The organism is Koromonas humicola, assembly GCF_059726255.1.
On the sequence record NZ_AP040873.1, the window covers coordinates 3565016 to 3589774 of the forward strand.

A 24759-nucleotide genomic window follows, 5' to 3' on the forward strand; every position below is an offset into this window, starting at 1 on the left:
GCAATATACAAACTGAGCGCATAATCAAACTCCCAATGGAAATTCTTCGTTGACTCCAAGCAAATCTCCACATGCCTGCAATTCTCCTGAAAAAGCGTCCGAACAACCAAGTCTCAAGTTCAATTGACAGTGCATGCTGTTGTTCCTGAAACGTTGAAGGAGGCCGAACTAGTCTCTCCCGCCACATTGACAACCACCGGGGCAGATCCATCCGCAGCATCCGAAGGAACTGCGAATACGATCGCGTTGTTGCTCCAATGCAGTACGGAGACGGCGGAACCGTTGAACGATACTGAACTTTCAGCTTGCGTCAACCCGAAGTTATTTCCGACTATGGTGACAATGGAACCAGGGGGGCCGGATACAGGCGAAAGAGCTGCGATCTGTGCCGGCTCCAGAGCCGGATTGATCACAATGCTCAACTGGGCACTAACACTGTTTTGAGCGGCATCTGTTGCAAACACTATGAAAGTACTAGCACCACTTGTTGTCGCCGTGCCAGAGATTGCACCGCTGCTTGCGAGCGTCAGTCCGCCAGGCAAGTTACCGCTCCCTAGTGACCAGGAATAGGGAGCTACTCCACCTGTCGCCTGCAGGGTGACGGAATAAGACCAATTCTGGATTCCATTCGGAAGTGAGGTGGTCAGGATTTCCTGATTAGTTGAGCTTACCGTGAGCGCGAGAATGCCCGAGGTGGCGGCGGAATAGGTGGCATCTCCGGAGTACACCGCTGTGATGGCATGATGCCCGACAAACAATGACGTAGTCGTAAACATCGCGAGGCCGCCGCTTGCGGGTAGGGTTGCTAGTACTGTTGTGCCATCCTCAAATGTAACACTACCTGTTGCCATGTTCGGAAGGGTCGCAGTAAACGTGACACCTGTTCCAAAGCCGATATTTGTATTTGTGGCGGACAAAGTGACTGCACTTACAGTCACCAGCAAGTTATTTGAAGACGATTGATAGTAGTTTCGATCCCCTGAATACATTGCATTTATCAAATTAAGGCCGGATGGTAACGTCGTCGTAGTGTATGTGGCTGTACCGTTTGAAACCGGTACTGGGTCGCCTAACGATTCACCATCTTGAAACGTCACGGTACCAGTTGCATCGGCAGGAAGCGTTGCAGTAAGCGTGACTGCCGTTCCCGCTGGAACAGCAGTCTGGGATGCAGAGAGCGAGACTTGCGGGGTAGTGAAGCTCCCGCCAATCACTCGTACTGCCTGATTTTCCTCAATGAAAATGTTTCCCGAGCTGTCGACAGCAAGGGTTACAAAACGTACTTCGGCTGCAGTCGCGCCCCCCCCATCGCCAGAATAGCCGCTAACACCTGTTCCAGCAATCGTCGAGATATTACCCGCGGAGTCTACCTTGCGAATACGAGCGTTTTGATAGTCTGCAACAAGCAAGTTTCCCGATGAATCAATTGCCACGCCATATACAATTCCCAAGTCCGCATTAGTGGCCGGGCCGCCATCTCCGCCGTATTGACAATTGCCTGTTCCGGCCACAGTGGAGATGTAACCTGTCGGCGTTACTTTTCGGACACGGCAGCTAATTCCTTCTGCGATGAACACGTTGCCACCGGAGTCTACCGCTACACCTACGTCCCTTATCGATGCTTGGGTCGCTTGCAATCCGTCTCCGGAATATCCAACAGTACCGTTTCCTGCAATCGTCCGAATCTTTCCATCAGAAGAGGTTACCTTTCGTATGTAGCCACTGTCTGCAATGTAGAGGTTCCCAAAACTATCGACTGCGACGCTCGAAGGCGAATTGAGCTTTGCACTCGTAGCAGCACCGCCGTCGCCGGAATATCCAGCAGTGCCCGTTCCCGCTACTGTGTAAATCGAACCTCCAGTTACCTTCCGGATTGCATTATTTCCGGAGTCTGCAATGTATAGGTTTCCGGACGAATCCACGGCAATTCCCGAAGGTTGGTACATGGTCGCACTCGTTGCTGGCCCCTTATCCCCGGTATAGCTTCCCGCGCCTGTACCCGCAACCGTCGTGGCAAAACCAGTGGAGAGCGTAAGCTTTCGGATCTGGTTATGTCCGTGGTCCGCTATGTAAATATTGTCGGCGCTATCAGCGGCAAGCCCCCATGAACTCGCGATAGCGTCTGTTCCGACTGTGTTTATAATGCCAGGTGCAAGCAGTGGAGCAACTGTTACTGTGCCGTTCGCAAAGCTGAGCCAGTAATTAGCCGCAGTCAATGACCCTTTCTCGATGAATATTGGATAAGTTCCAAACGGACTGGTGGTTGTTGCGGCTGTGCTTAGAACAGGCGCGCCAGACAGAACGGAAGCGGCTGTGTCTCCGTTCAGAAAGCCGGTGGGCGTAAATGTCAATGTCGGGAACGGCCGATTGTAGAACTGAGTGAAACTGTTCGCGCGGACAATCAACATTGCTTTTTCTGCGGTTGTGGTCTCGACCACATTGGTTGCTGCCGCGTAATTACCGTTCCCCGCTTGTGAATAGGTGACTGTGCACGCTGTCATGCCGCTTGTCATCGTGAACGTCGCGCCGGCGCGCGTGCAGCCGCCTGATGCGCCATAACCCACGGTAAGCCCGGAACTGGATGTTGCCGCCACCGTGAACTGCGTCCCGTAAGCGGCGTTCGCAGGGGCCGGTATCGCTACCGTTATCGTTTGTGGTAGCGTCGTTGCGCTTACGGAGCCCCACGATGTTGCGCCTGCATAATTTCCATCTGACGCTTTGGTTACAGAAACAGAGCACATTCCCGTGCCACTCGTCATCGTCACAGTCTGACCCGATAAGGAACATGCTCCGCTTGCTGCGTACGTCACCGCTCCCAAGCCGGTGCCGCCGGTGCTATTTACCGTAAATGTTGCCTGGTATGTCTGCGCCGTCAGCGGAACCCCGGTGAGAGTCAGCGAAGACTGGGGAGCAAGCACTGCGCTTGTATTGCTGGTCACATTCGTCGCAGCCGCATAGTTACCGTTCCCTGCCTGTGAGTAGGTCACGGTGCACGCCGTCGTGCCGCTCGTCATCGTGAACGTCGCGCCACTGTTCGTGCACCCGCCCGATGCGCCGTAGCTCACTGCAAGTCCAGAACTCGCCGTGCCGCCCACTGCAAACTGCGTGTTGTACGTCGCACTCGTAGGTGCAGCCGTCGTTACCGTGATCGTCTGTGCAGCCTTATTCACCGCTTGCGTTATATCAACGCCCTTTCCGTTGTAGTTTGAGTCGCCAACAGAACAACCAATGTCGTGTGCGCCAGCACTTAAGTTCGAGGCTGTCCAACTGGCAGAACCACCAAATGACGGTACCGAACCCTTCAGGGGGCCGTCCACGTAAAAGGCAAGCACGGAACCATCCGTAATGGCTACTCCTCCAACTGATCCTGTACAAGTAAACGTCACCGATTGTCCGAAGACCGATGGATTCACCGATGCTGTAAGAACTAACGAATCCACAGTCGCCCTACTTACCGTCTGTGTTAGTGCCGCAGCATCAGAGGCAAGCACGTTGGTATCAGCGCCGTAGTGTCCCACAATGCTGTGCGTTCCAACACTTAGGCCGCTGTATGCAAGGCTCGCATATCCTCCCTTGCCCGTGCGCGTAAGCGAAGCGGTTGCAACGTATGGACCTGCCGATCCTGAACGTTCAAGTTGGGCACCAGCGACGTACAGGACCACCCCTGAAGAATTCGCACTTGACCGGATCAATGTCATCAAATCGCTGCACGAACTCGAGGGATTAACCGTTCCTGCAATTGAATAGCGCTTCCAAGTACTACTGACTGTTATCCACGAGAAAGCTCCAGACCAAGGTGAACACTTTTCAACAGCGTACAACTGCATAGTCACTGTCCTATCAGCCCGCAGCCAAACACTGTACGTATAGGTCTTGCCAGCAGGGTTTTCACCAAGGAAAAACTGTTGCAGATCCTGGTAATCTCCTCCATTGGGAGTAGGATCGTAAACGATCCGGGCCGCTAGCATCGACGGCATAGGGCCATTGGTAAAGGCCGGATCATATCGCGGCCCTCTTGTAGGGGTGCCGCCCCAACCATACATCCACGGACTTCCCGCACCAACTCCCATTGAGAATGTGGAGTCGAGCATTATGTTTGTTGCGGAAGTAGCCGCCCCAATAGTGGCATTCCCGATAGAACTTCCATCGCTGGTTACATTGATCGTCCCTGTCGGAGCTTGACCGCCAGTGCTAACCAACGTTTCAAACGAGACGCTTTGCCCGTACGTAGACGGCGTTAGAGATGTGGAGATGTCAGACCAACTCTGAGCTTGCTGAACATTCAACGAAAACCCCTGTGATGTTGAGGTGGGGTAGGTTCCATCACCAGGGAACGCAGCAGTAATCGTATGAGTCCCCATGGGCAAGACTGTAGTTTCTAAATTTGCTGTGTAAACGGTGGTCGTTGCCGATCCGCTCGATGTCGCGACGTATCCGCTGGGGCTCCCACTCTCTTCAAACTGCATACCCCAGATGTGAACAGAGCATCCTACGGGAACCTCGACAAACGGATCCACCTCATTACTCGCAGTAGAATCGGTAAAGTCGTATGTAACCCAATAGCGCTGCCAAGAGGTAGTGACGTTTACATGTCGACCAATCCCGTCCCAATTCGTGCTATTTTCCATTCCAAGGCCCGGCGAACAGGCGGTGTCAGCACGAAGCCAGACTGAAAATGTGAAGGTGTGCCCGAAGACCGATCCGCTCACCGGATATAACGCAGACGGCTTCGCTTGCACGACTGTATGATCAGATCCGGACGGCACAACCTTCACAGCGTCATTACTGCCATCTGGAGCTGCAACATTGGTCGTCGTGTGAGTTGTATTGGGATAATCCCAGATGCTCCAATCCCCGCCATTTGTGCCACCTGCGGATGGGCTCACGAGGTTGGTGACAGACTTCGAAACAATGTTGCCAACACCTATTGAACTGCCATCACTGTAGAACGTGAACCCAGCGTTCGGTTGAGTCGGTACCGGCAACTGAGCCGTGAATTGCGCCACCATTCCAACGCGAGATGCCATCTGGATAACGGGACCATACCAAGCCATCGCTTGCGGTGCACTAACCGTTAGGCTTACCGTATTCGAGCTCACGGCATTGTAGTAGCCGTTTCCAAGGTAGTTCCATTGAATCGTATGCGTTCCAGCAGTCCAAGTTTTCTCAATTGTGCGCGATGCGTTGCCTGACGCATCTAGGGTTTGATTACCCCAATCGTCACCGTCAACTCGGTAATTGACCTGGCCACACGCACTGTTGCAGTTCACATGAACATACACGTTTGTAGTCCGGCCATAGAGGATGCTTGGTGCATCAATCGTTACAGTGGCGGTCGGCGTCAACTTGCTGACACTGATATTGAGTGGAACGCTCGTAGAATTGAAGTTTGTATCGCCGGAGTAGACCGCATTCCCTCCATATGTGCCCGCCGCCGCAGTCGCGGTCAGAGTTCCAGGGCTAGTGGCTCCACTGCTGAGAACTGTTGAATTATTCCAGATCGAAGCGGGCCACTGAACACTTCCGCTCGCTCCACTGCCGACCATCGCAGTACATACGTACGTGGAAAGGTACGCGACAGGGTTCGGCGTGCACGATGCGCTCATACTCGGAGTCGCCTTGTTCACAGTCAAAGTCACCGAGTTACTTCCCCACCCCTCGTTGTAATTCGTATTACCACTGAAGTACGTCCGAATAATGTGTGTTCCGACAGTTCCTGAAGGCACGCCCGTCACAGTGACGTTGCCGCTTGCATCGAGAGTTTGATACCCCGGAGACTGATCGGCATAGTCAGAGTTCACAACTGCTGAACCACATGCCGAGTTACAGCTCACATGAATTGTGACGGAATATGTTCCGCCATAAGCGACAGGGTTTGGAGAAACCGATGAGATGCTCGCCGTGACAGTCGCCTTTGTGACGGTGTATGTGGCGCTTCCGTTAACCGAATTGTAATTGCTGTCTCCGGAATAGGCTGCATTCAAGGAGTACGTTCCAGGAACCCAATCATTGAATCCGGCGATGCTCGCATTTCCGGATCCATCAAGCACTATGTTATAGACTTCGCTCTTCGCAGTTGTGAACTGAACCGATCCAGTACCTGCCGACAAATGCGCGACACAAGAGGTGGACTGCCCATACGCAAAGGTGCTTGGCGTACACCCAAGTGTCATTGTTGGAGTCGCCTTATTCACGTTGACCGAAGCTGAACCTGTCACTGTGCTGTAGTTCGTCGTATCGCTCGGACTGAACGTCACACCCTGCGACGCTATGCCCGCCCCGGGCCTCGTGTCTGGTGTCGTCCATGCGAAAGTGCCACTCACGGAAGCCGCACCTCCGCTCAACGTCGATGACGAGAGTGATTGTCCGTAGGTGATCGATGTCGCTGTGGGCCACGCCGTCACGGTCGGCGTCGCCTTGTTCACCGTCTGTGTCAAGGACGACGAAGTAGCTGAATTATTTTGACTATCACCCGGATAAGTTGCCGTAACTATGTGGCTGCCCGCGGATAGTGTCGTCGTTGTCAACTGTGCTAAATAAACACCGCCCTGCAATGCTCCGGGAGTAGCAGTGCCGAGCACCACCCCACCATCCATGAAGGTTATCGATCCGCTTGGGGCGGCACCATTGCTAAAAGCAGCTGTGAGGGTAACGGTTCCCAAGTATGTCGAAGGATTCATTGAAGAGCCGACCGAAATGGTTGGAGACGACTTAACGCCGGAGATGACGGTAATAGTGGTCGACGCACTTGAGTTCCCGTAATTGCCAGTACTAGAGGAAAACGTTCCTGTAACTGTGTGCGTACCAGCGGTCCGAACCGTGTACGAGCAACGTCCGGACGGAATGCTGCCAGAACATCCGGTGCGATCGAACGAGTCAATAACTCCAACACTTCCACCATCGGGCGGCGGTGACACGGTCCAACTGCATGTGACTTGATTCAATGCAACAACCGTCTGCGGGCTGCAACTGAGGTTGAAGTTCGTTCCACTTATAAAGAGCGGCTTGATCCCCGAATCAGCGATGCTAGAGCTGACAGAGCCACTCATTGATGACTGATCCTCGGCGACACAAAAAGGAGCCGCCATCCATAAACAGGCGAGCATTGCACACGACAACCACACATTCCGCATTTACCACTCCGGGGGGGGTCTTTGGTGCACGGCCTTCCCTACGATTACTTGCAAAAAAGTAATCTGTTCAGGAACGGGCACCAAGGCGCTCGAACTTGGGGGGGCTCGGGTAGCCAGCGTCTTTGGAGACTAGTGCACTAGGACGTTGTACTTAAACACAGCGACAGGTTACGTCCTGCTAATCTGCTTTTGCAATGGAAAATCTGGAATTGCGAGTTACTAAAGTTTGTCGAGCCGAAGTTGGCGTCGCGATATCCACCGTGCTACTAGCATATTAGAAACTCTGCGTTCGGATTTGTATGGCACCACAGAGGTAATGCAAACAGGAAATGCGTTCAATCAACTGTGAGATTGCGATTATGTTCGTTCAGTGGCACTAGGGAGCGTATGCCATGGAAAGTGACCCGCTGCCCAAAAAGCACGCACGTCCTCAAGTTCTGTATGTCCCATTGTGGCAGTGCGTGATGCACTGCATGTCAGATACTTAAGATGAGGCTGCCTGCAGTTCATTGGTTTCATTCTCAGTGAATATCCAGCGTTAGCACTGAAATAGCAACACGGTTGAGCGATGTTTTAGCGCAGTAAACGCTCCGAGATATCTGAGGTATACGTTTGGCCATCTCAGGCCATCGATTGCGACGGCCTGTTTTCAGCCATGTTTTTCGCCTCTTTAACGATCTTGCTGACCATCGCGCGGGAAATGGAATGCGCTTTGGCGACCTCTGTCAGGGACATGCCACGAGCGCGATCTCGCAGAACCGCGGTGCGATCAATGTCTAGTGGACGCCGTCCGATCTGTCGGCCCTCAAGTCTTGCGCGCCGCATGCCAGCCCGCACTCGTTCGATGATGAGGTTGCGCTCGAGTTCCGCGATGGCGCCGATGATGACGACGACCGCACGCCCAAGCGGGCCGCCAGTGTCGATGTTCTCTCGGAAGCTGATGAACTCGATGTTTAAGCGATTGAGTTCGTCGAGTGTGTCCAACAGATGCCGCACGGATCGAGCAAGACGATCGAAAGCCCAGACAATCACAACGTCAATACGTCCGCGCCTCGCATCGCGCATGAGTTCATCGAGACCGGGACGCTTCGCCTTCACCCCACTGATCCTGTCTGTGTATTCATGAACGATTTCCAGTCCGCGTTGCTGGGCTAGTGCTCGCAGGTCGTGAAGTTGAGTTTCAGGGTGTTGATCGACGGTAGATACACGAAGATAAAGAGCGACTCGTTTCATGCGGTTGCCTTCATTTCAGAGGAGTGGTCCTGTGCGGTACGGCTGACTGTTGCGAGCAAGAAGATCTGATCTTTGTTGATCATGAGCATACTTGCCAGAGAGTGGAGCAGGTTGTCATCATTTGGCACCCAGCCGGACTCGAGTGCGCACCACTGACGTTCGGTGAGGCCGGATAGTTCAGCAGCGCGCATAATGCTAAGCCTTAATTGGGTTCGGCGCTGTTCGACAAATGTCGCCAACAGACGCGCAGGGATGAATGCATAGTTCTCTTCGGAAGCCATATGTTTGTCCTGAATGTCAGTTCAAAGAAGGAAGTAGATCGTTAGGAGTGAAAGAGGAATTTCAAACGAGGGTTGAATCCAGAGGGGCTCAAAGATCACGGCAGCGACGCGGCGGATCCTTCCGAGACTCCTGTGCTTTCTCCTCTGCCAGCAGCACCTGTAGATGAGCTTGAAGACTCGCAATCCGCTGGCGGTTTCTGAGTTGCTTCTCACGCATGCGCAGTTGCGCATGTCGCAGTAATGCTCGTGTCAGTCGACCGCGTGTCCGTCGGATTCGACCTTCAAGGGAGTTGCGAGAAGGAACAGGACGGCGGCATTTGTTTCGTCGTGCGTGCCCGACGTGCAACCCGCCGCAGTACTCGCAAGGATAGATGTGAAGATGCTCAGTCTGAGGGAGACGGCTGGCATGGATTATCGCGCTAAGGTAGTTAGAATGGCAGAGCTTTCGCCTGCACGAATTCCATTCGTGCCAATGCAATGAAGTTTTCTCCTTGTGGTTGGATTGCCTTAAAGCAAATTGGAAGAGGAGCGTCTTGAAGTACTGCGTTTCGTGCGGATGGAAATAGGCCAGTGATCTGGAAGAGATCAGAAGAGCGGACGCTTGCGGGGAAATGGGTTTGGACGAAATAGGTTGGACGATCTACGCTAATGCTCGCAGTTGCAAGCTAGACAGCGCGCACAAATCAGCCAGCCGCATTTAACACAGCGTGGTGTCTCGGGATCGCGACTGTCGAGAGGTTGCTTGCAGAGGCGGCAATGATTTACCCGCCAAGTCTCCGCGCATTCTGGGTTGCTACAGATGAGGAATGAACTTCCCTTCGCAGTAGAACCGCAGCGGAGACAAAGATTGCGAAACTTTCTTTGGTGTCGAATCCCGCTTGGACCTAGCGCAGTTGGCGATTTCTTGGACGGATGCAGGTCAATCGCGAGTTCGGGCGCTTCAGCCGTGGAGTCGCATCTTCCGCAACTGGGACAAACGGTCTGCGACTCGTTGCATTCGTCAAAAGGCGTGTTGCAAACAGCACAATAGTTCATGGTGCTCCTAAGTGATTGGTTGGTGAGTGGGAATAGAGAAAGGAGAAACGAATAGAGGTCAAGAATGGAATGTATGCATCCGACCGCAGGTGCAGGCCGCGAGATGTCTCATCTGGAGTTCATAGCAGTTTCAGTTCTCCTGTGATGATTTGAAGACGCTCGTTTGTGTCCGGCCCGATACCGACGCATGTAAAGGTTCCTGGCTCAAGCTGCGTATGCCCCGCGTCCCGGATTCGCGCAACAATCAATCCGGCCGCTTCCGCTTTGCTGGCAACTGATTCAAGCTCATCTTCGGAACCAACCTTGCACACAATCTTCGTCTGGATCTCATTTATCCAGCTGCGTGCTCTGTTACGAGCCTCTGAGTGATTCATTGATTTCCAAAATGCAGTCACGGCGGCGTGGGCCACCTGCCCGCACATTTTCCCTTTGCGCATTTCTGTGTCGGTTCGGATCACGATTACCTGTTTGTACAATTTTGGTTGCTCCTCTTTGATTGTTATTAGTCAGAATTTAGTCAGTAAGTAGTATGAGCCGACCGAGTCGTGCTGATCATCCCGTCACCTCGTCGAATGAAAACTGCGCGGTAAAGCCGGGAGTGTTGCAGAATCGCTATAAAGGAGGCAAGCAGGTGACTGATGGAGCGACAACGGTCGGATTATGAACATTTTCCGATGAACGTGAGCAGTGGTGGGTAATCTTTGCTGCTCCAAAACAAACAAGAACGGCTACGATCTAATACTCATGATGGACTTATGAGGCGAGCGCCTCTTCTGCGATCGGCCCCTCAAAGAGATTTAGTCGAGAATTGCCAATTGAGTCTCATCTGGTTGCTGCCGTTCTAAAGTCTTTACCAGACCGAAGCGGACTGCCAAAGGAACTCGAAGATTTCGTGGTTTCTGCTTCTTGGCAATCTCCAAAAGACGATTTCCCTTCGAACTCTCCGGGGGCTTCTCCTGGCCGAAACGAACTGCTAGCGGCACACGAAGTTGCCGTGGCTTCTGTTTCTCCGCGATTTCCAGTAGACGATTCTTCTTCATATTTGCTAACCAGCGTACTCTGTTTGCGCATGCCTTCGCGGTTCCTGTGACCGCAAAGCTCTACCTAGCCCCGACCGACCGCGTGCAAATATGTCGCAAACGTGGCGAGATACCAGCGGGCATCAGAACAACATGAACAGCCTAAAAGAAAGAGGCAGGGCTCAACCGCCCTACCTCTCTGTCTGCTTGATACCTACGAGCCAGCATCGACAATCCAACGTCGCTCCGGATTATCGTTTCTGATCGCCAGCTTATACTTTTTCATTTGTCCTCCGCGTAGGCGTATCTAATAAGGAACGAACCATCCGGGATACATGCCGGAGCGAAACGCCTCGCCGATATTCACTACGGTGAGTCCGCCATACTGCTGTTTCACACTTTCAGGAAGGTTCGTGACCGGCAGAACCTGCTTTCACTTTCGGCCAATCCTCGCGTGCAAGCTCATCGAAGAAGAACACTGCTGCCTCGCGCGGCCCGCTGAACACAGGTGCAGCTTGCATCGCACTCGCGTCTACCATCCAGTTGACATCCGCCGGGAGTTGCAGTTCCAAGAGAGCATCGCTAACCGGCTGGTTGTATATGAGAAACGTCAGTTCCAGAACGCTGACGTCTTTCCCGTTCGCGTGCACGATGACATTAAGTTTCTTCAGCAGCTTAGTCGCCGCATCGAACGTGTACACGCGGATGTGATCGGAAGAATCAATTGTCTTGTTCTTCATCCAGTCGTTATCGAAGTTGCCTCGGGCTTTACGGTTGATCGTAAGCGTAATCTCGCCATTGGCTTCTGCTAGCTCTGCCTTGGTGGCACCAGCCTTGGCCGCCGCAAGTTTGTAGTCCAGCACTGTGTCTGGGCTCAGCAGCGGACGAAGCCATTCAACGAATCCGGCCTGGGATGTGCCTTTCATCGCTTCGCTATTGTTAGGCAAATACATGAGAGATTGCTGACCATCCATGACAATGACACGACCAGGTTTCTCAACCAGAACCAAGAAGCGCGATACCGGCCCTGTTCGAGTTTCCGAAGGGCAACAGTGGAAAAAACATTATGAGCAAGACCGCAGCGCATGCCACCAATATCCATCTTGGCCATGCATTGCGCTTCTTACTGATTTCTATGCTTTTCTTTGCAGCTTCAGTCCTGATTGCTGTCATCGTTCGCTCCAAGAATTGATGTGAAGCTGCGATGTGCTTCGTCGGACGGAGCATGTCCCACGCTGCATGACCGCGATGCCATTCACCTCGACACTCAGCACAGTCTTTCAAGTGCTCGCGCAACTCACTCGAATCGGATGCACCGGCATCAGGTTGCATTGCTGCGCGTTCTTCAAGAGCGAGAAATTGAGCGAATCGGCAGCAATACACCAGTGCCGGTGAATATTCGATTGATAGCCGCAACGCATCGCAATGATGGCATCTTATCTCAGTCCCTTTACCAAATAGAGTTGGCTGAGAGCGTTGAAGTAAGAATAGGCATAGGATTTGCCGTCAGGAGTGAATGGCGCATCTACCAATGCAACCCCGGCTGGGTCGAATGGCCCGATCTTCTTGAACAACTCGCGGCGGCCCGTGGTCAGATTTACGCGCATTACATCCGCCGAATAGCTACCGAGCACTCCAACGAGAGCCGAGCCTCCGTCAGGCGATACAGAAAAGATTGTCTCGTCGGGATGGATGCCTGGAACAGGGCGCGGCGCACCCTGACCAGCAACGGGATATAGCGCCACCGAATCGGAAAAGCCAAACACGAACTTACCGTCCGCAGTGGGAAAGGATCCGCTCACTCCCTCGGGAGATATCGGTCGTGCAGTTCCCGAATCGATCGCTTGCACATAGATGCGGGATTTGTGACCTGGTTCCGTGCCGCCGAATACGACATTCTTGCCATCCGGGAGAAAACGCGCGTAACTCCGGTCAATGGAATCATGCGTGATCTGCTTCGTCTCCCCTGGGCCAAGGGGAATCAGAAAGAGCTGACGGGGAATGTGCAAGATAAGAGACGAGAGAATCCACTTCCTGTCCGGAGAGAAGTCGTAGCCCACGCCATCGCCAACACGCACGGGCGATGCGCCATCGCTCGAACGAACATAGACATCGTAATCAGGTCCGCTATTGGTGCCCTCTTCATTTAACAACACCTGACGCCCGTCAGGTGAAATGGCCGACGCGTCACACGGGTGTGACCAGAAAGATCGGCGGCCCAGAGCTGAAAGTTAGTGCTTTCTTCCGCGCTGGTGAACCATACTTCTTTGCCAGAGGGAGACCAATTTACCTTCTCAATGGCCGACTGCCGCCGGGATAGCAGCCGAGTACGTCCGGCAGAATCTACAATCGCCACACTGCCTGCACTGTCTCCCAAGGTGGGATGCTCGGCGAATGCCACCCAGGCTCCATTTGGCGAGACGCGCACGTTGGTCACCCAGCCAGTGGCAGCCTCATATAGGATGTGGCCGATGGGGTACTCGATCCGAAAGTGTCCGTCCACGTATCGAGCTACAGCGATCTGGTTATTAGGGCCCCAATCCGCGTCCATGACATCGTTCATCATAGGACGAGGACCGGCGCCACTTAGCGGCGCTCTCGCCAGCAAGCCAACCTTAACGTTCCTAACAAGCTCTCGTCGCTCCCGGATCAGGAGCATTTCTCCGGTGCGAGAGATGGATTCAATGTCAGCGTCTTTCAAGCCCAGGCTTACAGGGGCGTGACTGTCGGGCCCGAGTGAGAAAAGTTCGGTTTGCATTCCCATGTGCGCCGAACTGTAGATGATAGTTTGCTGGTCAGGTGCGAAACGGGCAGAAGAGATGAACTCGCGTCGAAACGTGAGCTGACGATAGCTCGGCGGCTCAGCAGGATGGGCGTTCCAGCGAAAGAAAAGCAACGCCACCGCCGCACACAGGACTCCGATCACTCCAAGCAGCGCGGGAACGAGCCAGTGCCCTTTCCGTTTTGTCACCTCAGGCGCGACGGTACTCGAAGACCCGGCTGCAGGCCGTTGAACGGAAGACAATGCTTCCAATGCGAACGCGATGTCGCGTGCAGACTGGAAGCGATCGGCCGGATTCTTTTCCAGGCAATGGTAAACGATGCGTTCCAGTAGCGGAGTCACTTCTCGATTTGTGGTGGACAATTCTGGAGGCTCTTCCTTCAGAATCGCACTTACGAGATCGGCAGTTGTGTCGCCGCGAAAGGCACGGTTGCCGCTCAGCATTTCATACAACACCGCGCCGAAGCTAAACAGATCAGAGCGCGCGTCAACAGTGGCTCCTCGGCATTGCTCGGGAGACATGTAACCGAGCGTTCCCAACAGTGCACCGCTACCCGTGGCGGGAGCGAGCGTCGGCTCCGCCGACAAGCCGGAAGCACTCGGTTCCGGCATGGTCAACTTGGCCAAACCAAAGTCGAGAATCTTCACATGACCGTCCCGGGTGATGAATAGGTTCTCCGGCTTAAGGTCGCGATGGAGGATGCCGTGATCGTGGGCGGCAATAAGTCCGCGTGCGGTCTGGATAGCATAATCGACCGATTTGCGTATGGATAGCGGACCGCTCATCAGTCGCGCTCGTAAGGTTTCTCCTTCGAGCAGTTCGGAGACGATGTACTGAGAATTGTCCTGGCTGCCAATGTCGTACACGGCAAGAATATTCGGATGGCTGAGCGCAGCCGTAGCTCGCGCCTCCAGCTCAAAACGACGCATTAGCTCGGAATTGGCCGCCGGCAATATCTTGATTGCCACTTCGCGGTCTAAACGCGTATCGCGGGCGCGATAGACTTCTCCCATGCCTCCTGCACCGAGGGCGGCGATGATCTCGTAAGGGCCAAGCTTTAAGCCGTGGGCGAGAGGCATTTGGGGGGCAATCATAGAACGATCGCAGATGAGGCTGTTATAGGTCTGGGCAAGATCTGATACTGTCGGGGCAGTTCGAGCTCACTTGGCCGAAAAAAATCGCACCAGAGCGCGTCCTTGTGCCAAGAGGAACGCGGGCCCCATCTGGCAGTGAACCCTCTCTGAGCCCAAAGACTCTAGGTAAAGGCGAAATCGCAGGACAACGGTCCGGTTCAAAGCAAGTCGGGGCTCGGAACAATACCAGGTGATGAATTGCTCGATCGCAAACTTGTAGTTTCTCCTCGACTGAGGAGAGCTAAGGCTATTGAGTACCGCAGATCTAGCCTGATCCAGATCTGGAAGCTTCAAAACGATCTTGTGGCAGGGTGGCCGTTTGTTCCTTTTGCGCATATGAGCGGCCTCCACGCCGCTGGCATGCACAAAATAGACTGTGCCAAGAAGTCTGGCTCGAAAAACGTGTGCCGATTTCGCGACAGTCAGCCTTGCATCTCAGAATGGTTCGCGCGAATATGCTGTAACCTTTGTTGGTACGGAGCGTCTTAAACAGAATGCTGACTCCACTCCAACCCGCAGGCTCGTCACAGACGAGGCTAACGTTCGCAATCTCTCTGTGCTTGCACTTGGCAATTTTCGGTATGCTGCTTTATCGTCCTGAGCCAAAGCTGCTCCGGTCGTCGCAGGCGTTGAAAGGTGCGGGCGGGCGAGGCAGCATGAGCGTGGTCTATATGCCGGGACCCAGCGTCGCCATGGTGGCTAAGGCTGAGCGAAAACCGGAGGAGGAGCGCAAGCATGCGAGCCTGATGCCACAGCCCGCTCCCCGTAAAGCGGCGCCTCAACGGGTAGAACTCGCGGCTTCAACCGACCAGAATCTGAAACCCGGAATGCCAGGTTATGTGCTGGGCGGGCTCGACTGGGGATTCGCCGAACAGCATGACGTCCGCATTGCGTTGCCCGTAGTTGCGCCTGACCCGCCCATCGCCCGCGGCAAGCTGCCCAACTGGATCAATGGCGACGTCATCGTGGAAGTGACAATTGATGAGCAGGGTTCTGTGGTCAAAACCAAGTTGCTCCAAGCGGTTGGTTTTGGCCTGGATGATATTGTGGTCGCGACTCTGCGGGGCTGGCGCTATACTCCCGCCAAGGTAGATGGTATCGCCGTGGCCTCGCTGCAGGACGTGCACTTCCACTTCCCGGCCTAGCATTACGGGACCTGCAGAGGGACGGAAGGCGATTTACCTCTTTTTGAGATTTGCGGTGCGGATTGCTTCCGGGTTGGCGACCAACCGCCCCTAAACATGTCAGTGCGCGCGCTGCCCTGAAGTGACTAAATCTCCTGCGCGTTTCAATGGACTGAATGCGGACCAGTCGTGTCGTGCTGGTGTCCCATATCAGAAGATCTGCGCTGTTGATTTACGCACAATTTCAGGCGATGATCGAATCGTACTCAGCTCCTCAACAACATCATGGGCTCGACACCTACTGAAACCGGCAGGAACACGTTTCCAAAAGAGATGGTGTTTCAACGAACCTGGCGAACCTATCAGGCTCGGCTACTGGATCGACTCGATTCCTATCTGGACGACAAGCGTTTGCATGTTGTCGCCGCGCCAGGTTCGGGCAAGACCGTATTCGGACTGGAAGTTGTTCGCCGGATCAATCAGCCGACGCTCATTCTGGCTCCTACAATCACCATTCGCAATCAGTGGGTCGAACGACTGGTGCAGCACTTCCTTCCTTACGGAACACCTCAACCCGATTGGGTTTCGATGGACGTACGCCATCCTCAATTACTGACGGTCGCGACCTATCAGGCACTTCATTCGCTCTGTTCCGGAGAACGGGAGAATGCTGACGAATCCGAAGCGGAAGAAGAGAACGGCACCTTCGCAGAGGTGACGAATGGGAATGGGAACGGGAATGGAAATGGAAAGCCCGCGATTCACGTCGAATTGCCGGAGTGCCTGTCTTCTTTCAAGACACTTGTTGTAGATGAGGCTCATCACCTGAAAGCGGAGTGGTGGCGAACCCTGACATTCGTCGCCGAGCGTCTTGATCCGACCGTCGTCTCGCTCACCGCGACTCCTCCTTACGATGTTTCTCCTTACGAATGGCAGCGATACGAAGAGCTCTGCGGACCAGTTGACGCCGAGGTCGCTGTTCCGGAACTTGTTCTGCAGGGCGATCTCTGCCTCCACCAGGATTACGTTTATTTCAGCGTCCCCGCACCGGACGAACAGAAAACTCTCGCAGAGTTCAGAGCGTCAGTCGATGCTTTCGCAGAGCGCATTCGCCAGAACCGAGACTTTGCTACGGCGATAGCGATCCATCCTTGGATAACGAATCCCGACAGCCATATCGAAGAGATCCTCAATGATCCTGAGTATCTGTCGAGCATGGTCGTGTTTCTCAATGCTGTTGGCGAACGAGTGCCGCGAGAAGTGCTGCGTGCCTTAGGTGTAGGTTTCAAGTGGATTCCCAAACTCGGTCTTGAGTGGCTTGAGATTCTGCTCACTCATTGTCTGTACACAGATGCTGAGAACTTCAAAGGCATTGAATCCACGCTCAAGGCAATCCGGCATGAACTAGCAGGAATCGGCGCAATCGAACGCCGCAAGGTGGTGTTGAGGAATCCGTCAGACCAAACGAAACTGCTGACGACTTCCAAAACCAAATTGCAGTCCATCGAAGAGATCGTTCGGATCGAATCCGGTGCGCTCAAAGACGAGCTGCGCTGTGTGGTCCTCACTGACTTCATCAGGAAGGCGGAGCTTCCAAAAGCTGCCGCCGATCATGCGGAATTTGAAGATATCGGAGTCGTCCCGATTTTCGAAACACTTCGTCGCGCCAATATCGAAGACATGCGTCTGGGCGTCCTCTGCGGATCTCTCGTGATTGTCCCCGAAGCCTCCAAAGAGCTTGTGACCAAGGCGGCGGCTGCAATCGGGATCAGGCACGACGACCTCACGCTTCAGCCAATGTCGCACGACCCCAGCTACTTGCTTGTCGAGATCGCAGGAGATTACCGCCAAGGTTCTGTTCGCCTGATTACGTCTGTGTTCGAGCAAGGTGGAATCACCGCGCTCGTTGGTACTAAATCGCTCTTGGGCGAAGGCTGGGATGCGCCGACAATCAACACGCTAGTACTGGCCAGTTTTGTGGGATCGTACGTTCTCTCCAATCAGATGCGCGGGCGGTCGATCCGCATCGATCCTGCGTCTCCGACAAAAACAGCGAACGTGTGGCATCTTGTCTGCGTTGAGCCGGGGATCTTTGGTCCTGGTGACGATTATGAGCTTCTGGTGAGACGCTGCAATGCCTTCGTCGGCGTTAGCGCAACATCTCCAACCATCGAGAATGGCACTGAAAGATTGGGCCTCGGCCATCCTCCATACAATGAACAGCAAATAGCGGACCTCAATACCCACACAGTTCGCCGTGCACTTGATCGTGAGGGTCTTCGCCGCTGTTGGGAGGAGGCGCTTGCCTCCGGATCGCTGAAACAGATGACGGACGGTCTGAAGGCAGAAGAGGAAACATTGCCGCGCGGGTTCGTTCTCAGCAACACAATTGCGGCCATGCTGGTACAGGCGGGACTGGTTTTTGTCACAGTCCTTTCTGAGCTGTCGAGACGCCCCATGGCGCACAATTCAAATCAGGACTCGCTCCACTACCTCGCGGTCATTGCAGCTATTGCTGCGGCCGTAAGTTTGCCTTGGGCGTTGCTCGCCTTGTGGCGCTTCATCCGGCATGGCACGCCGGAACGGAGCATGAAACAAATCGGGTCGGCAGTTCTCGACGCCTTGCAATACGGAGGATCGATCAGCAGCACCTCGGGAGATTTCCGGGTGTACGCGAACCGCAATCAGGATGGCTCTATTTACTGCTGGATTGGCGGCGGAACAGGACGCGATCAGACCATTTATCTTCGCGCGTTGCGCGAAGTGCTCAGGCCAATCGAGAACCCCCGTTACCTGCTAGCACGCACACGGTTCTGGCGATTCTTCCGCGAGGATTACTTCGCAGTGCCAGACATCCTCGCACGCAAGAAGGAATTTGCCGAGACATTCGCAAAGAAGTGGCGCAACCGTGTCGGCCCGGTAGAGCTTGTATACACGCGTACTCCCGAAGGCAGAAAACTGCTACTCCGCGCAAGAATGCATTCTCTTGCCGCGAGCTTCCAGAATCGGGCTGAGCGCGTAAGCTGCTGGAAATAGCGCTTTAAGAGAGGCGCCGAAGTGTCCATGGGATCGCTACAGACATGCCCGGCACTCGTTCCTTCTATTCGGGTTTGGACAGTAGGTCTGTTTGTCCTCGGTTGAAGAGCAATCTGTAGCCCAACCAAGCCAAGGCGGGCATACCAAAGATTCCAAGCGTCGCTGGGAGCTTCCCTGAGATCGCATCTGTTTCGAACAGCAGCACCGCCGCAACCACGAGTGCGACAGACAGCAGAAGAGCAATCATGAAGAACAAGGCTGCTTGCCAATTGAGCTGCTTGGAATCGTTCGACCCCACGGAGAAGTGGCCAGCAATCATCGCGGGCTGAACAGCCAGCACGAGCAAGATGATTTCTATGGCAAGGGTGACACAAAATTCCACTGACTGGCCCAGCTTCATCGCAAGTACGGTGACGTAGATCAGTGCTAAAGGAGACCACGCAAGCACTCGAATCGCATTTGCCTTCCACATCACTTTGGAAATCTCCGTGTACCCCACAGGGAAACCTGCATAAGCTGGCGTAAGATATCCGGACGTCGGTGCTCCAAAGAATCCCCACCAAAATCCCCCGAACAGAGGTGCCCCCCACATCGCGGCTGCTATCAAGGGGAGAAAATACACCCACGCCGGTCCACTTGGTAAAACCATCGTGAGCGCGAGACCTCCGATTGTAAGGAGCGCGGCGCTCCGCCATCTCTTCGACCAGGCGCCTAACTGATCTCCCAACATGAACTCCGCTACGACCCTCTGCCGTTTGCTAAGAAGCCTAACGGCGAGCCGTTCTATCCAGCCAGCTCGTTCCCAATTCGCAGGTTGGAGGAAATCTCCCTCCCACAAATCAGACCCAGCCTCCACCGGCTTTGCTTGGCCAAGCTGTAGCTGCTCCTCATCATCGGAGCCTTCGAACTGCCTCACGTTGGCAAATTCATCCAGTGTCTGAGCACTTAGTTCTTGTAGAAGTTGATTTTGAAATGCCTTGTGCGCCACTGGAATCAAGGCAGCTAGGATGAACGCAGGAATAATCCAGCTCACATTTCCATCGGCTATGCCTGCCAGACTAGCGAAGCCATGCGATATCCACCCACCAGGAATGAACAGCACCGCTGTCCACAACGTTTGAACTGCAGAGGCTGGCAGCCAGAGACAACCGATGATCAGAAGGTACAAAGGAGTGGACACTCCCACTCTCAAGACCTTCGGAGCAAATGCAATAAGCAACATCGCAAAGCAGAGGCCACATGCAGTCTGCAGAATCGATGAGATTCCAGCGGCGAAAACCAGTTGACCATTAATATGGTTTGAGCTGATGAGCACCGCACCATATGCAAGAAAGTAGACGACCGTCGCTCTACTCCAGGACCAGACGGACTTTCGTACCTCGTGCCAAAGGAAGCTCTCATCTGAAAGCGGAAGGTAGACCAGAACCGCGCGGTCATATCCACTCAGAGCGCCCGACCTTAGCATTAGCGCGCGGAAGATCGTGGTCGCAGCCGAGTAGACGGCTATCCCTAACAGTACCAAGATTCCGCGCCCATTGTTGATCGCGCTCATTACAAGCACAAAGCCGAAATAAAGATAAGGGAGTACCTTCTGATAATCACCGTGCAAAATACGTTTGATCCAACTAGGTCGGTGCCTGCGGTAGTCTCTCCAGAGATCTGCGTCTTGACGCATCTCCTGCCGTGCCGCGGTGCGAATACGAAGCTCAAGATCCTTCGAGCCGAGCTTCATTGAGCGGTCTCCCTCAACTGCTGGAACAGTTTTTCCAGCCCGCTCCCATCACCTCGCTCGCCAGACACGGCTAAGAGATCATGGAGGGGTGCAAAGTGGCGCACCTCACCGCGATCAATCAAACAGACCCAATCTGACAACTTCTCTGCGATATCCAATATCTGCGTGGAGTAAATCACCGTTCTACCCCGGCGCGCAGCCTCTCTCGCCTCACGTTTCAGGGCAGTAATGCCGTTTGGATCCATGCCTGAAGCGAATGGTTCATCAAGAAGAAGCACATCGGGATCAGCAGCCAGCAAAGCTGCGAGTGCCGTCTTGTACGCTTGGCCCCGGGAAAGCTGCGCCATGGGAGTGTCAATCAGAGGCATCAAGTCGAACTCTCTGAGCAACGCCATCACCCTGGGTTCGATTGCGGGATCGTCCTTCTCATACACTCTCAACACCATCCCGATGTGACGTAGAACTGTGTTGTGAGGAAAAGCAATCGGGAAATCAGGCAGAAATGCCATCCGTCGTCGCAAGGCAAGATTACCTCGCGTGAATCTTTCCTCGTCGAAGTAAATGTGCCCCGACGATTGGGCCACGATCGCGCCCAAACAACGAAGTAGAGTCGTTTTTCCTGCTCCGTTGGGACCCAGAATGGAGACAATCTGGCCAGGCTCTACAGTCAGCGACACGTTTTGTAACGCATAGACCTTGCCGTATTTCTTGCAAACCGCTTGTAGCCGTATTTTCATGATGGAACACTGAATCTAGCTCTGTAAGTGCCTAAGTTCAAGCGGAACGTTCGAAGCCGCAGGTGAGTTAGTGGCGGTATCTGACGCGACCACAATCACGTGGCTCTGTTAATTCTGTGTGATCCATACCAGAGTACGAATAGAATATTCGGGAGTCTGTCGCTAGCATGATTCGGCTTTGCGTGCTTCGCACATTAGATTTTTGCGCGTTAATGCTCTCCAGCAATCTAGAGGCAGCGTTTGAAGCGCGTCCAGGAGATGTCCTCCGTGCACATAAAAACGCAATCCCTATGTCCATCCTGCTTACGGACGGTGCCCGCCGCGAAATACACCGAAGGCAAAGACGTCTTCCTCGAAAAGACGTGTCCAGAGCATGGCCAATTCGTTACGCAGATTGGCAAAGATGCGAAGCGATTTTTTGATAAGACTTTCGACGTTGCGCGAAAGCCCTTTACTGCACTATGCACCTTTAACGGCAACTGTGGGGAGGATTGCGGGTGGTGCGACAAGCACCTTCAGCATGTCTGCACTGGACTTATTGAAATCACAGAAGCATGCAATCTCTCCTGCCCCGTTTGCTATTTCGGCAAACAGTCGAACCGGCACCTCTCCATTTCTGAATTCAAGGACCGCCTCTACACGCTCATGAAAGTGGAGTCCGGACATCTGGAAGTGCTACAGCTTTCCGGAGGCGAATGTCTCATTCATCCTGATTTCTGCCAAATATTGGATGAAGCCCTGCGCGAAGATATCGGACGGATTCTGATCAATACGAATGGGCTTTTGCTGCTTACGAACGAAACGATATTCAACAAGATCAAAGAAAACAAGGACCGAGTCGAGATCTACCTTCAATACGACGGCACCGATGATGACGTTTACCAACTCTTGCGCGGGCGTTCACTAACGAAGGTTAAGCAGGAGATCATCGCCAAGCTCAACGACAACGCGATCAAGATCTGCCTGGCCGTAACGGTCTGCAGAGATAATTTGAAAGATGTTCCCGCCATTCTAAAGCTCGCTACACACACACAACACATATCGGGCATAACTTTCCAGCGTTTGACGAAGGTAGGCAGGGCTCAAGGCACGCACATCCCCACTGTTTTGCAGGAAGACATTCTACTGGCAATCGACCGTAGCGGGCTTATGGGTTACAAGGACATGATTCCCTTGCCGTGCTCGCATGAGAACTGCACATCCCTCGGATTTCTCTTTTGCATGGGCGACAAGACTTACTCGCTGGGCGACTACGTGGACTACACAAAGTGCACCGACAAACTCTCGAATCGGATTGCCTTCGACAAGACGATACTCGACTACGTAAAGAAAGACATCTGCGATTGCTTCATCGGGCGACTACTGGGTTCGACGTTTCTGCTTGAAAAGCTGCGCGAGTTTGCGAGCGGCGGCGGGTCAAGCTACAAAGACATGAAGATCGTGCGAATTCTCGTGAAGAACTTCATGGATGCCAACACATTTGATTCTGAACGAGCGCGGAAGTGCTGCACCGGGGTATCCGCGGGGAACGGAAAGGTCATTCCCTTCTGTATCTACAATGCGCTGAAAGGACAAAGCCAATGGTAGAGAACCGGGATGAAAACTCGAATGGAGAACCAGAAGAGCAAGAGATTTCCACCGGCAGCAAGATAGCAGCCTTCGTGATCACGGTGATCGTGCTCCCGTTTCTTTTTGCAGGAACCTGTTTTCCTATCGTGTCCGCCTTCGATAAGCCGAACAACGCAATGCGCACCTTAGGGATCGGCGCATATTGCGGCGCCTTTCTCGCTCTTATTTCGTTTGTAGCTGTTCGTGCAAAGAACCCCGGAATTCGATGGGGAGTCATCATCATGGGTTCGATTATCGCCGCCATCATGCTCATCATGTTTGTGCTGGTTAGATAAAATGCCCGCTTACGTCCTTTTCTCGCTACTGGGCATGATTGTTGCAGCCGCCGTTTCAGCGTGGCTTCGTCTCCCGAAGCCTGCGACCGCAAAGCGCATTGAAATATATGTCGCGGCGGCATCAGGTGTTCTGATCGGAGCCAAGATTCCTGTCTGGATTTCGTATGGTTTCAGCCGCGATCTGATCTTGTCCGGCAAAAGTTATCTGGGCGGAATCCTCGGAGCATTTGTAGCGCTGAACATCTACAAGGTTGTTACTCGCCAACAGGACCAGGCTCTCGGCGGGCGCTTTGCAATTCCGTTGGCCACCGCTGCGGGCTTTGGCAAGATCGGATGTTACTTCAACGGCTGCTGCGGAGGGCAAGCTTTTGTTCCGGCTCAGTTGATCGAAAGCACTTTTCAGTTTGTTATAGCTGGCCTACTCTACCTGTTCTATCGGCGCACACGGCGAATCGATCTACTCTTCCCGATCTATCTCGCTTCGTATCTGGCAATGCGGTTTAGCATCGAGTTCGTGAGAACAGAGCCGCGAATCCTGATGAATCTCACGATTTATCAGTGGCTTGCCGTGGCCTTCCTGCCCTATCTCGTGCATATCTTGTACAAGCGAAGGACGCGCCATGCTTGAACTGATCCGTGTCGTCGCCCAAAGATCTGCGAATGCTCCGCTATTCACTGTCGGAATGCTGCTCATCTACCTCACCGGGCTTTGCTTGTTGCTCGCCGTCATTTTCAAATTCACGGAACACTCCGCGAAACCGCAGAGCCTTGCCAAGGCTCGCAGGCATCCGTTCTCGACCAGAGAAATCCTTGCAAGCGTGCTCGTCCTTTTTCCTTTCTGGGTCAACAGCATCGGGCAGCTCCGGATGACTCGCAGCCTTCAGTACATCTACTTCGGAGTGGGAGTGGTGCTGATCGTCTTGGCTACGGTGTGGCACATCTGGGCAAAAGCAAACATTCGTACCATGTGGTCGAATGGAATCGAGATCAAGAAAGAGCACGTGCTGATCACGACGGGAGCCTTTGCGCTGGCGCGGCACCCGATGTATGCATCGTTGCTGCTATGGTGCTGGGGCGCGAGCCTGGCGATGTTCAATTGGGTAACTCTGATAATCACGAGCCTCGCAATTCTTCCGCTGATGATCGTGCGAGCCGGAGCCGAGGAAAAAGAGCTGACGATCAGCCAACCTGATTACCGCCTCTATCAAGAGAACGTACGCATGCTTACGCCTACGTTGAGCGGGTGGTATGCCGACGCTGTGAAGGTAGCGGCAATACTATTGTTCGGCTTTTCCGTGTGGCATAGCATCACCCTTTCAAGCCTCGTACTGCTTTTCGCGGTTCACCTTTATCTCGGCTTCAGCTTGAGGCCAGAAAAGGTTGCGTTCTCGTACCGGTCAAAGTCCGGAATGATGGTTGTGTTCTGGGCGATCAGCTTGCTCTGGCATCCTTTCTACTATCTGCTCTATCTCGTTCTGGCGATGTTCATCTACGGGCTAAAATTCAACTGCCCCTGCATGATCGTCTACAACAAGTACCACCGATGCCCCTGCTTCGACTTGGCGGGAAGATGCTTTACTAAGAATCACGCTGCGCGATAAGAGAGCCT

17 protein-coding genes and 1 pseudogene are annotated in these 24759 nt (G+C 53.7%); 8 read left to right on the forward strand and 10 right to left on the reverse strand.

Going from position 1 to position 24759, the window contains the following annotated elements; genetic code table 11:
* Positions 1-119: 119 nt before the first annotated feature.
* The 6 genes from AC6IZD_RS15595 to AC6IZD_RS15620 all read right to left on the reverse strand — a co-directional run bounded on the left by AC6IZD_RS15595 (position 120) and on the right by AC6IZD_RS15620 (position 11654).
* The gene (locus AC6IZD_RS15595; protein ID WP_497784338.1) at positions 120-7049 is read right to left on the reverse strand and encodes an Ig-like domain repeat protein; all 6930 of its coding nucleotides are present in this window, start codon (positions 7047-7049) and stop codon (positions 120-122) included.
* A 705-nt stretch (positions 7050-7754) separates the two neighbouring features.
* Positions 7755-8366, reverse strand: a complete 612-nt coding sequence (locus AC6IZD_RS15600; RefSeq protein ID WP_497784339.1) for a recombinase family protein — start codon at positions 8364-8366, stop codon at positions 7755-7757.
* Positions 8363-8647, reverse strand: coding sequence for a hypothetical protein (locus tag AC6IZD_RS15605; RefSeq protein WP_497784340.1), 285 nt, complete (start codon positions 8645-8647; stop codon positions 8363-8365). The genes AC6IZD_RS15600 and AC6IZD_RS15605 overlap by 4 nt, the downstream gene beginning before the upstream one ends.
* A 1154-nt stretch (positions 8648-9801) precedes the next feature.
* Positions 9802-10158: a peptidyl-tRNA hydrolase Pth2 gene (pth2, locus tag AC6IZD_RS15610; RefSeq protein WP_497784342.1), complete on the reverse strand. Its 357-nt coding sequence runs from the start codon at positions 10156-10158 to the stop codon at positions 9802-9804.
* A gap of 321 nt (positions 10159-10479) precedes the next feature.
* The gene (locus AC6IZD_RS15615) at positions 10480-10722 is read right to left on the reverse strand and encodes a hypothetical protein (protein WP_497784344.1); all 243 of its coding nucleotides are present in this window, start codon (positions 10720-10722) and stop codon (positions 10480-10482) included.
* 380 nt (positions 10723-11102) lie between these two features.
* Positions 11103-11654, reverse strand: a complete 552-nt coding sequence (locus tag AC6IZD_RS15620) for a hypothetical protein (RefSeq protein WP_497784346.1) — start codon at positions 11652-11654, stop codon at positions 11103-11105.
* A gap of 113 nt (positions 11655-11767) precedes the next feature.
* On the opposite strand from AC6IZD_RS15620, the gene AC6IZD_RS15625 reads away from it, so the two are divergent.
* Together AC6IZD_RS15625 and AC6IZD_RS15630 are read left to right on the forward strand one after the other, a co-directional pair.
* Entirely contained in the window at positions 11768-11893 is a 126-nt protein-coding gene (locus tag AC6IZD_RS15625; RefSeq protein ID WP_497784347.1) for a hypothetical protein, read from the forward strand.
* A 118-nt stretch (positions 11894-12011) separates the two neighbouring features.
* Positions 12012-12077 (forward strand): annotated as a pseudogene (locus AC6IZD_RS15630) (hypothetical protein); the annotation flags it as partial.
* Positions 12078-12137: 60 nt separating this feature from the next.
* On the opposite strand, the gene AC6IZD_RS15635 reads toward AC6IZD_RS15630, so the two are convergent.
* Together AC6IZD_RS15635 and AC6IZD_RS15640 are read right to left on the reverse strand one after the other, a co-directional pair.
* Positions 12138-12857, reverse strand: coding sequence for a TolB family protein (locus AC6IZD_RS15635; RefSeq protein ID WP_497787604.1), 720 nt, complete (start codon positions 12855-12857; stop codon positions 12138-12140).
* Positions 12848-14578, reverse strand: a complete 1731-nt coding sequence (locus tag AC6IZD_RS15640) for a protein kinase domain-containing protein (RefSeq protein ID WP_497784348.1) — start codon at positions 14576-14578, stop codon at positions 12848-12850. Before AC6IZD_RS15640 ends, AC6IZD_RS15635 begins: the two co-directional genes overlap by 10 nt.
* A gap of 533 nt (positions 14579-15111) precedes the next feature.
* Here AC6IZD_RS15640 and AC6IZD_RS15645 point away from each other — a divergent pair.
* Together AC6IZD_RS15645 and AC6IZD_RS15650 are read left to right on the forward strand one after the other, a co-directional pair.
* Positions 15112-15762 (forward strand): energy transducer TonB, encoded by a 651-nt coding sequence (locus tag AC6IZD_RS15645; protein ID WP_497784350.1) that lies wholly within the window; start codon positions 15112-15114, stop codon positions 15760-15762.
* Between the two features lie 264 nt (positions 15763-16026).
* Positions 16027-18777 (forward strand): DEAD/DEAH box helicase family protein, encoded by a 2751-nt coding sequence (locus tag AC6IZD_RS15650; protein ID WP_497784352.1) that lies wholly within the window; start codon positions 16027-16029, stop codon positions 18775-18777.
* Positions 18778-18841: 64 nt separating this feature from the next.
* On the opposite strand, the gene AC6IZD_RS15655 is transcribed toward AC6IZD_RS15650, so the two are convergent.
* The gene (locus AC6IZD_RS15655) at positions 18842-20509 is read right to left on the reverse strand and encodes a hypothetical protein (protein WP_497784354.1); all 1668 of its coding nucleotides are present in this window, start codon (positions 20507-20509) and stop codon (positions 18842-18844) included.
* The gene (locus AC6IZD_RS15660; protein ID WP_497784355.1) at positions 20506-21246 is read right to left on the reverse strand and encodes an ABC transporter ATP-binding protein; all 741 of its coding nucleotides are present in this window, start codon (positions 21244-21246) and stop codon (positions 20506-20508) included. Before AC6IZD_RS15660 ends, AC6IZD_RS15655 begins: the two co-directional genes overlap by 4 nt.
* A gap of 267 nt (positions 21247-21513) precedes the next feature.
* Here AC6IZD_RS15660 and AC6IZD_RS15665 point away from each other — a divergent pair, with 267 nt between their 5' ends.
* From AC6IZD_RS15665 to AC6IZD_RS15680, 4 genes are read left to right on the forward strand one after another with little or no spacing between them, the layout of a single operon-like run.
* Positions 21514-22833 carry a radical SAM protein gene (locus AC6IZD_RS15665; RefSeq protein ID WP_497784356.1) on the forward strand — a complete coding sequence of 440 codons (1320 nt, stop codon included), beginning with the start codon at positions 21514-21516 and terminating at the stop codon, positions 22831-22833.
* On the forward strand, positions 22827-23150 hold the full coding sequence (locus AC6IZD_RS15670) for a hypothetical protein (protein ID WP_497784357.1): 324 nt from the start codon (positions 22827-22829) through the stop codon (positions 23148-23150). The genes AC6IZD_RS15665 and AC6IZD_RS15670 overlap by 7 nt, the downstream gene beginning before the upstream one ends.
* A 1-nt stretch (position 23151) precedes the next feature.
* A complete protein-coding gene (locus tag AC6IZD_RS15675) occupies positions 23152-23778 on the forward strand; it encodes a prolipoprotein diacylglyceryl transferase (protein WP_497784358.1) in 627 nt (208 codons plus the stop codon).
* Positions 23771-24751 carry a methyltransferase family protein gene (locus AC6IZD_RS15680; protein WP_497784359.1) on the forward strand — a complete coding sequence of 327 codons (981 nt, stop codon included), beginning with the start codon at positions 23771-23773 and terminating at the stop codon, positions 24749-24751. Before AC6IZD_RS15675 ends, AC6IZD_RS15680 begins: the two co-directional genes overlap by 8 nt.
* Positions 24752-24759: the final 8 nt, after the last annotated feature.

Bases quoted from the DNA above. Each gene is read 5' to 3' on its own strand.
- AC6IZD_RS15595 (WP_497784338.1), bottom strand. From the start codon at position 7,049: ATGAGTGGCTCTGTCAGCTCTAGCATCGCTGATTCGGGGATCAAGCCG.
- AC6IZD_RS15600 (WP_497784339.1), bottom strand. From the start codon at position 8,366: ATGAAACGAGTCGCTCTTTATCTTCGTGTATCTACCGTCGATCAACAC.
- AC6IZD_RS15605 (WP_497784340.1), bottom strand. From the start codon at position 8,647: ATGGCTTCCGAAGAGAACTATGCATTCATCCCTGCGCGTCTGTTGGCG.
- AC6IZD_RS15615 (WP_497784344.1), bottom strand. From the start codon at position 10,722: ATGAAGAAGAATCGTCTACTGGAAATCGCGGAGAAACAGAAGCCACGG.
- AC6IZD_RS15620 (WP_497784346.1), bottom strand. From the start codon at position 11,654: ATGTATTTGCCTAACAATAGCGAAGCGATGAAAGGCACATCCCAGGCC.
- AC6IZD_RS15625 (WP_497784347.1), top strand. From the start codon at position 11,768: ATGAGCAAGACCGCAGCGCATGCCACCAATATCCATCTTGGCCATGCA.
- AC6IZD_RS15640 (WP_497784348.1), bottom strand. From the start codon at position 14,578: ATGATTGCCCCCCAAATGCCTCTCGCCCACGGCTTAAAGCTTGGCCCT.
- AC6IZD_RS15645 (WP_497784350.1), top strand. From the start codon at position 15,112: ATGCTGACTCCACTCCAACCCGCAGGCTCGTCACAGACGAGGCTAACG.
- AC6IZD_RS15650 (WP_497784352.1), top strand. From the start codon at position 16,027: ATGGGCTCGACACCTACTGAAACCGGCAGGAACACGTTTCCAAAAGAG.
- AC6IZD_RS15655 (WP_497784354.1), bottom strand. From the start codon at position 20,509: ATGAAGCTCGGCTCGAAGGATCTTGAGCTTCGTATTCGCACCGCGGCA.
- AC6IZD_RS15660 (WP_497784355.1), bottom strand. From the start codon at position 21,246: ATGAAAATACGGCTACAAGCGGTTTGCAAGAAATACGGCAAGGTCTAT.
- AC6IZD_RS15670 (WP_497784357.1), top strand. From the start codon at position 22,827: ATGGTAGAGAACCGGGATGAAAACTCGAATGGAGAACCAGAAGAGCAA.
- AC6IZD_RS15675 (WP_497784358.1), top strand. From the start codon at position 23,152: ATGCCCGCTTACGTCCTTTTCTCGCTACTGGGCATGATTGTTGCAGCC.
- AC6IZD_RS15680 (WP_497784359.1), top strand. From the start codon at position 23,771: ATGCTTGAACTGATCCGTGTCGTCGCCCAAAGATCTGCGAATGCTCCG.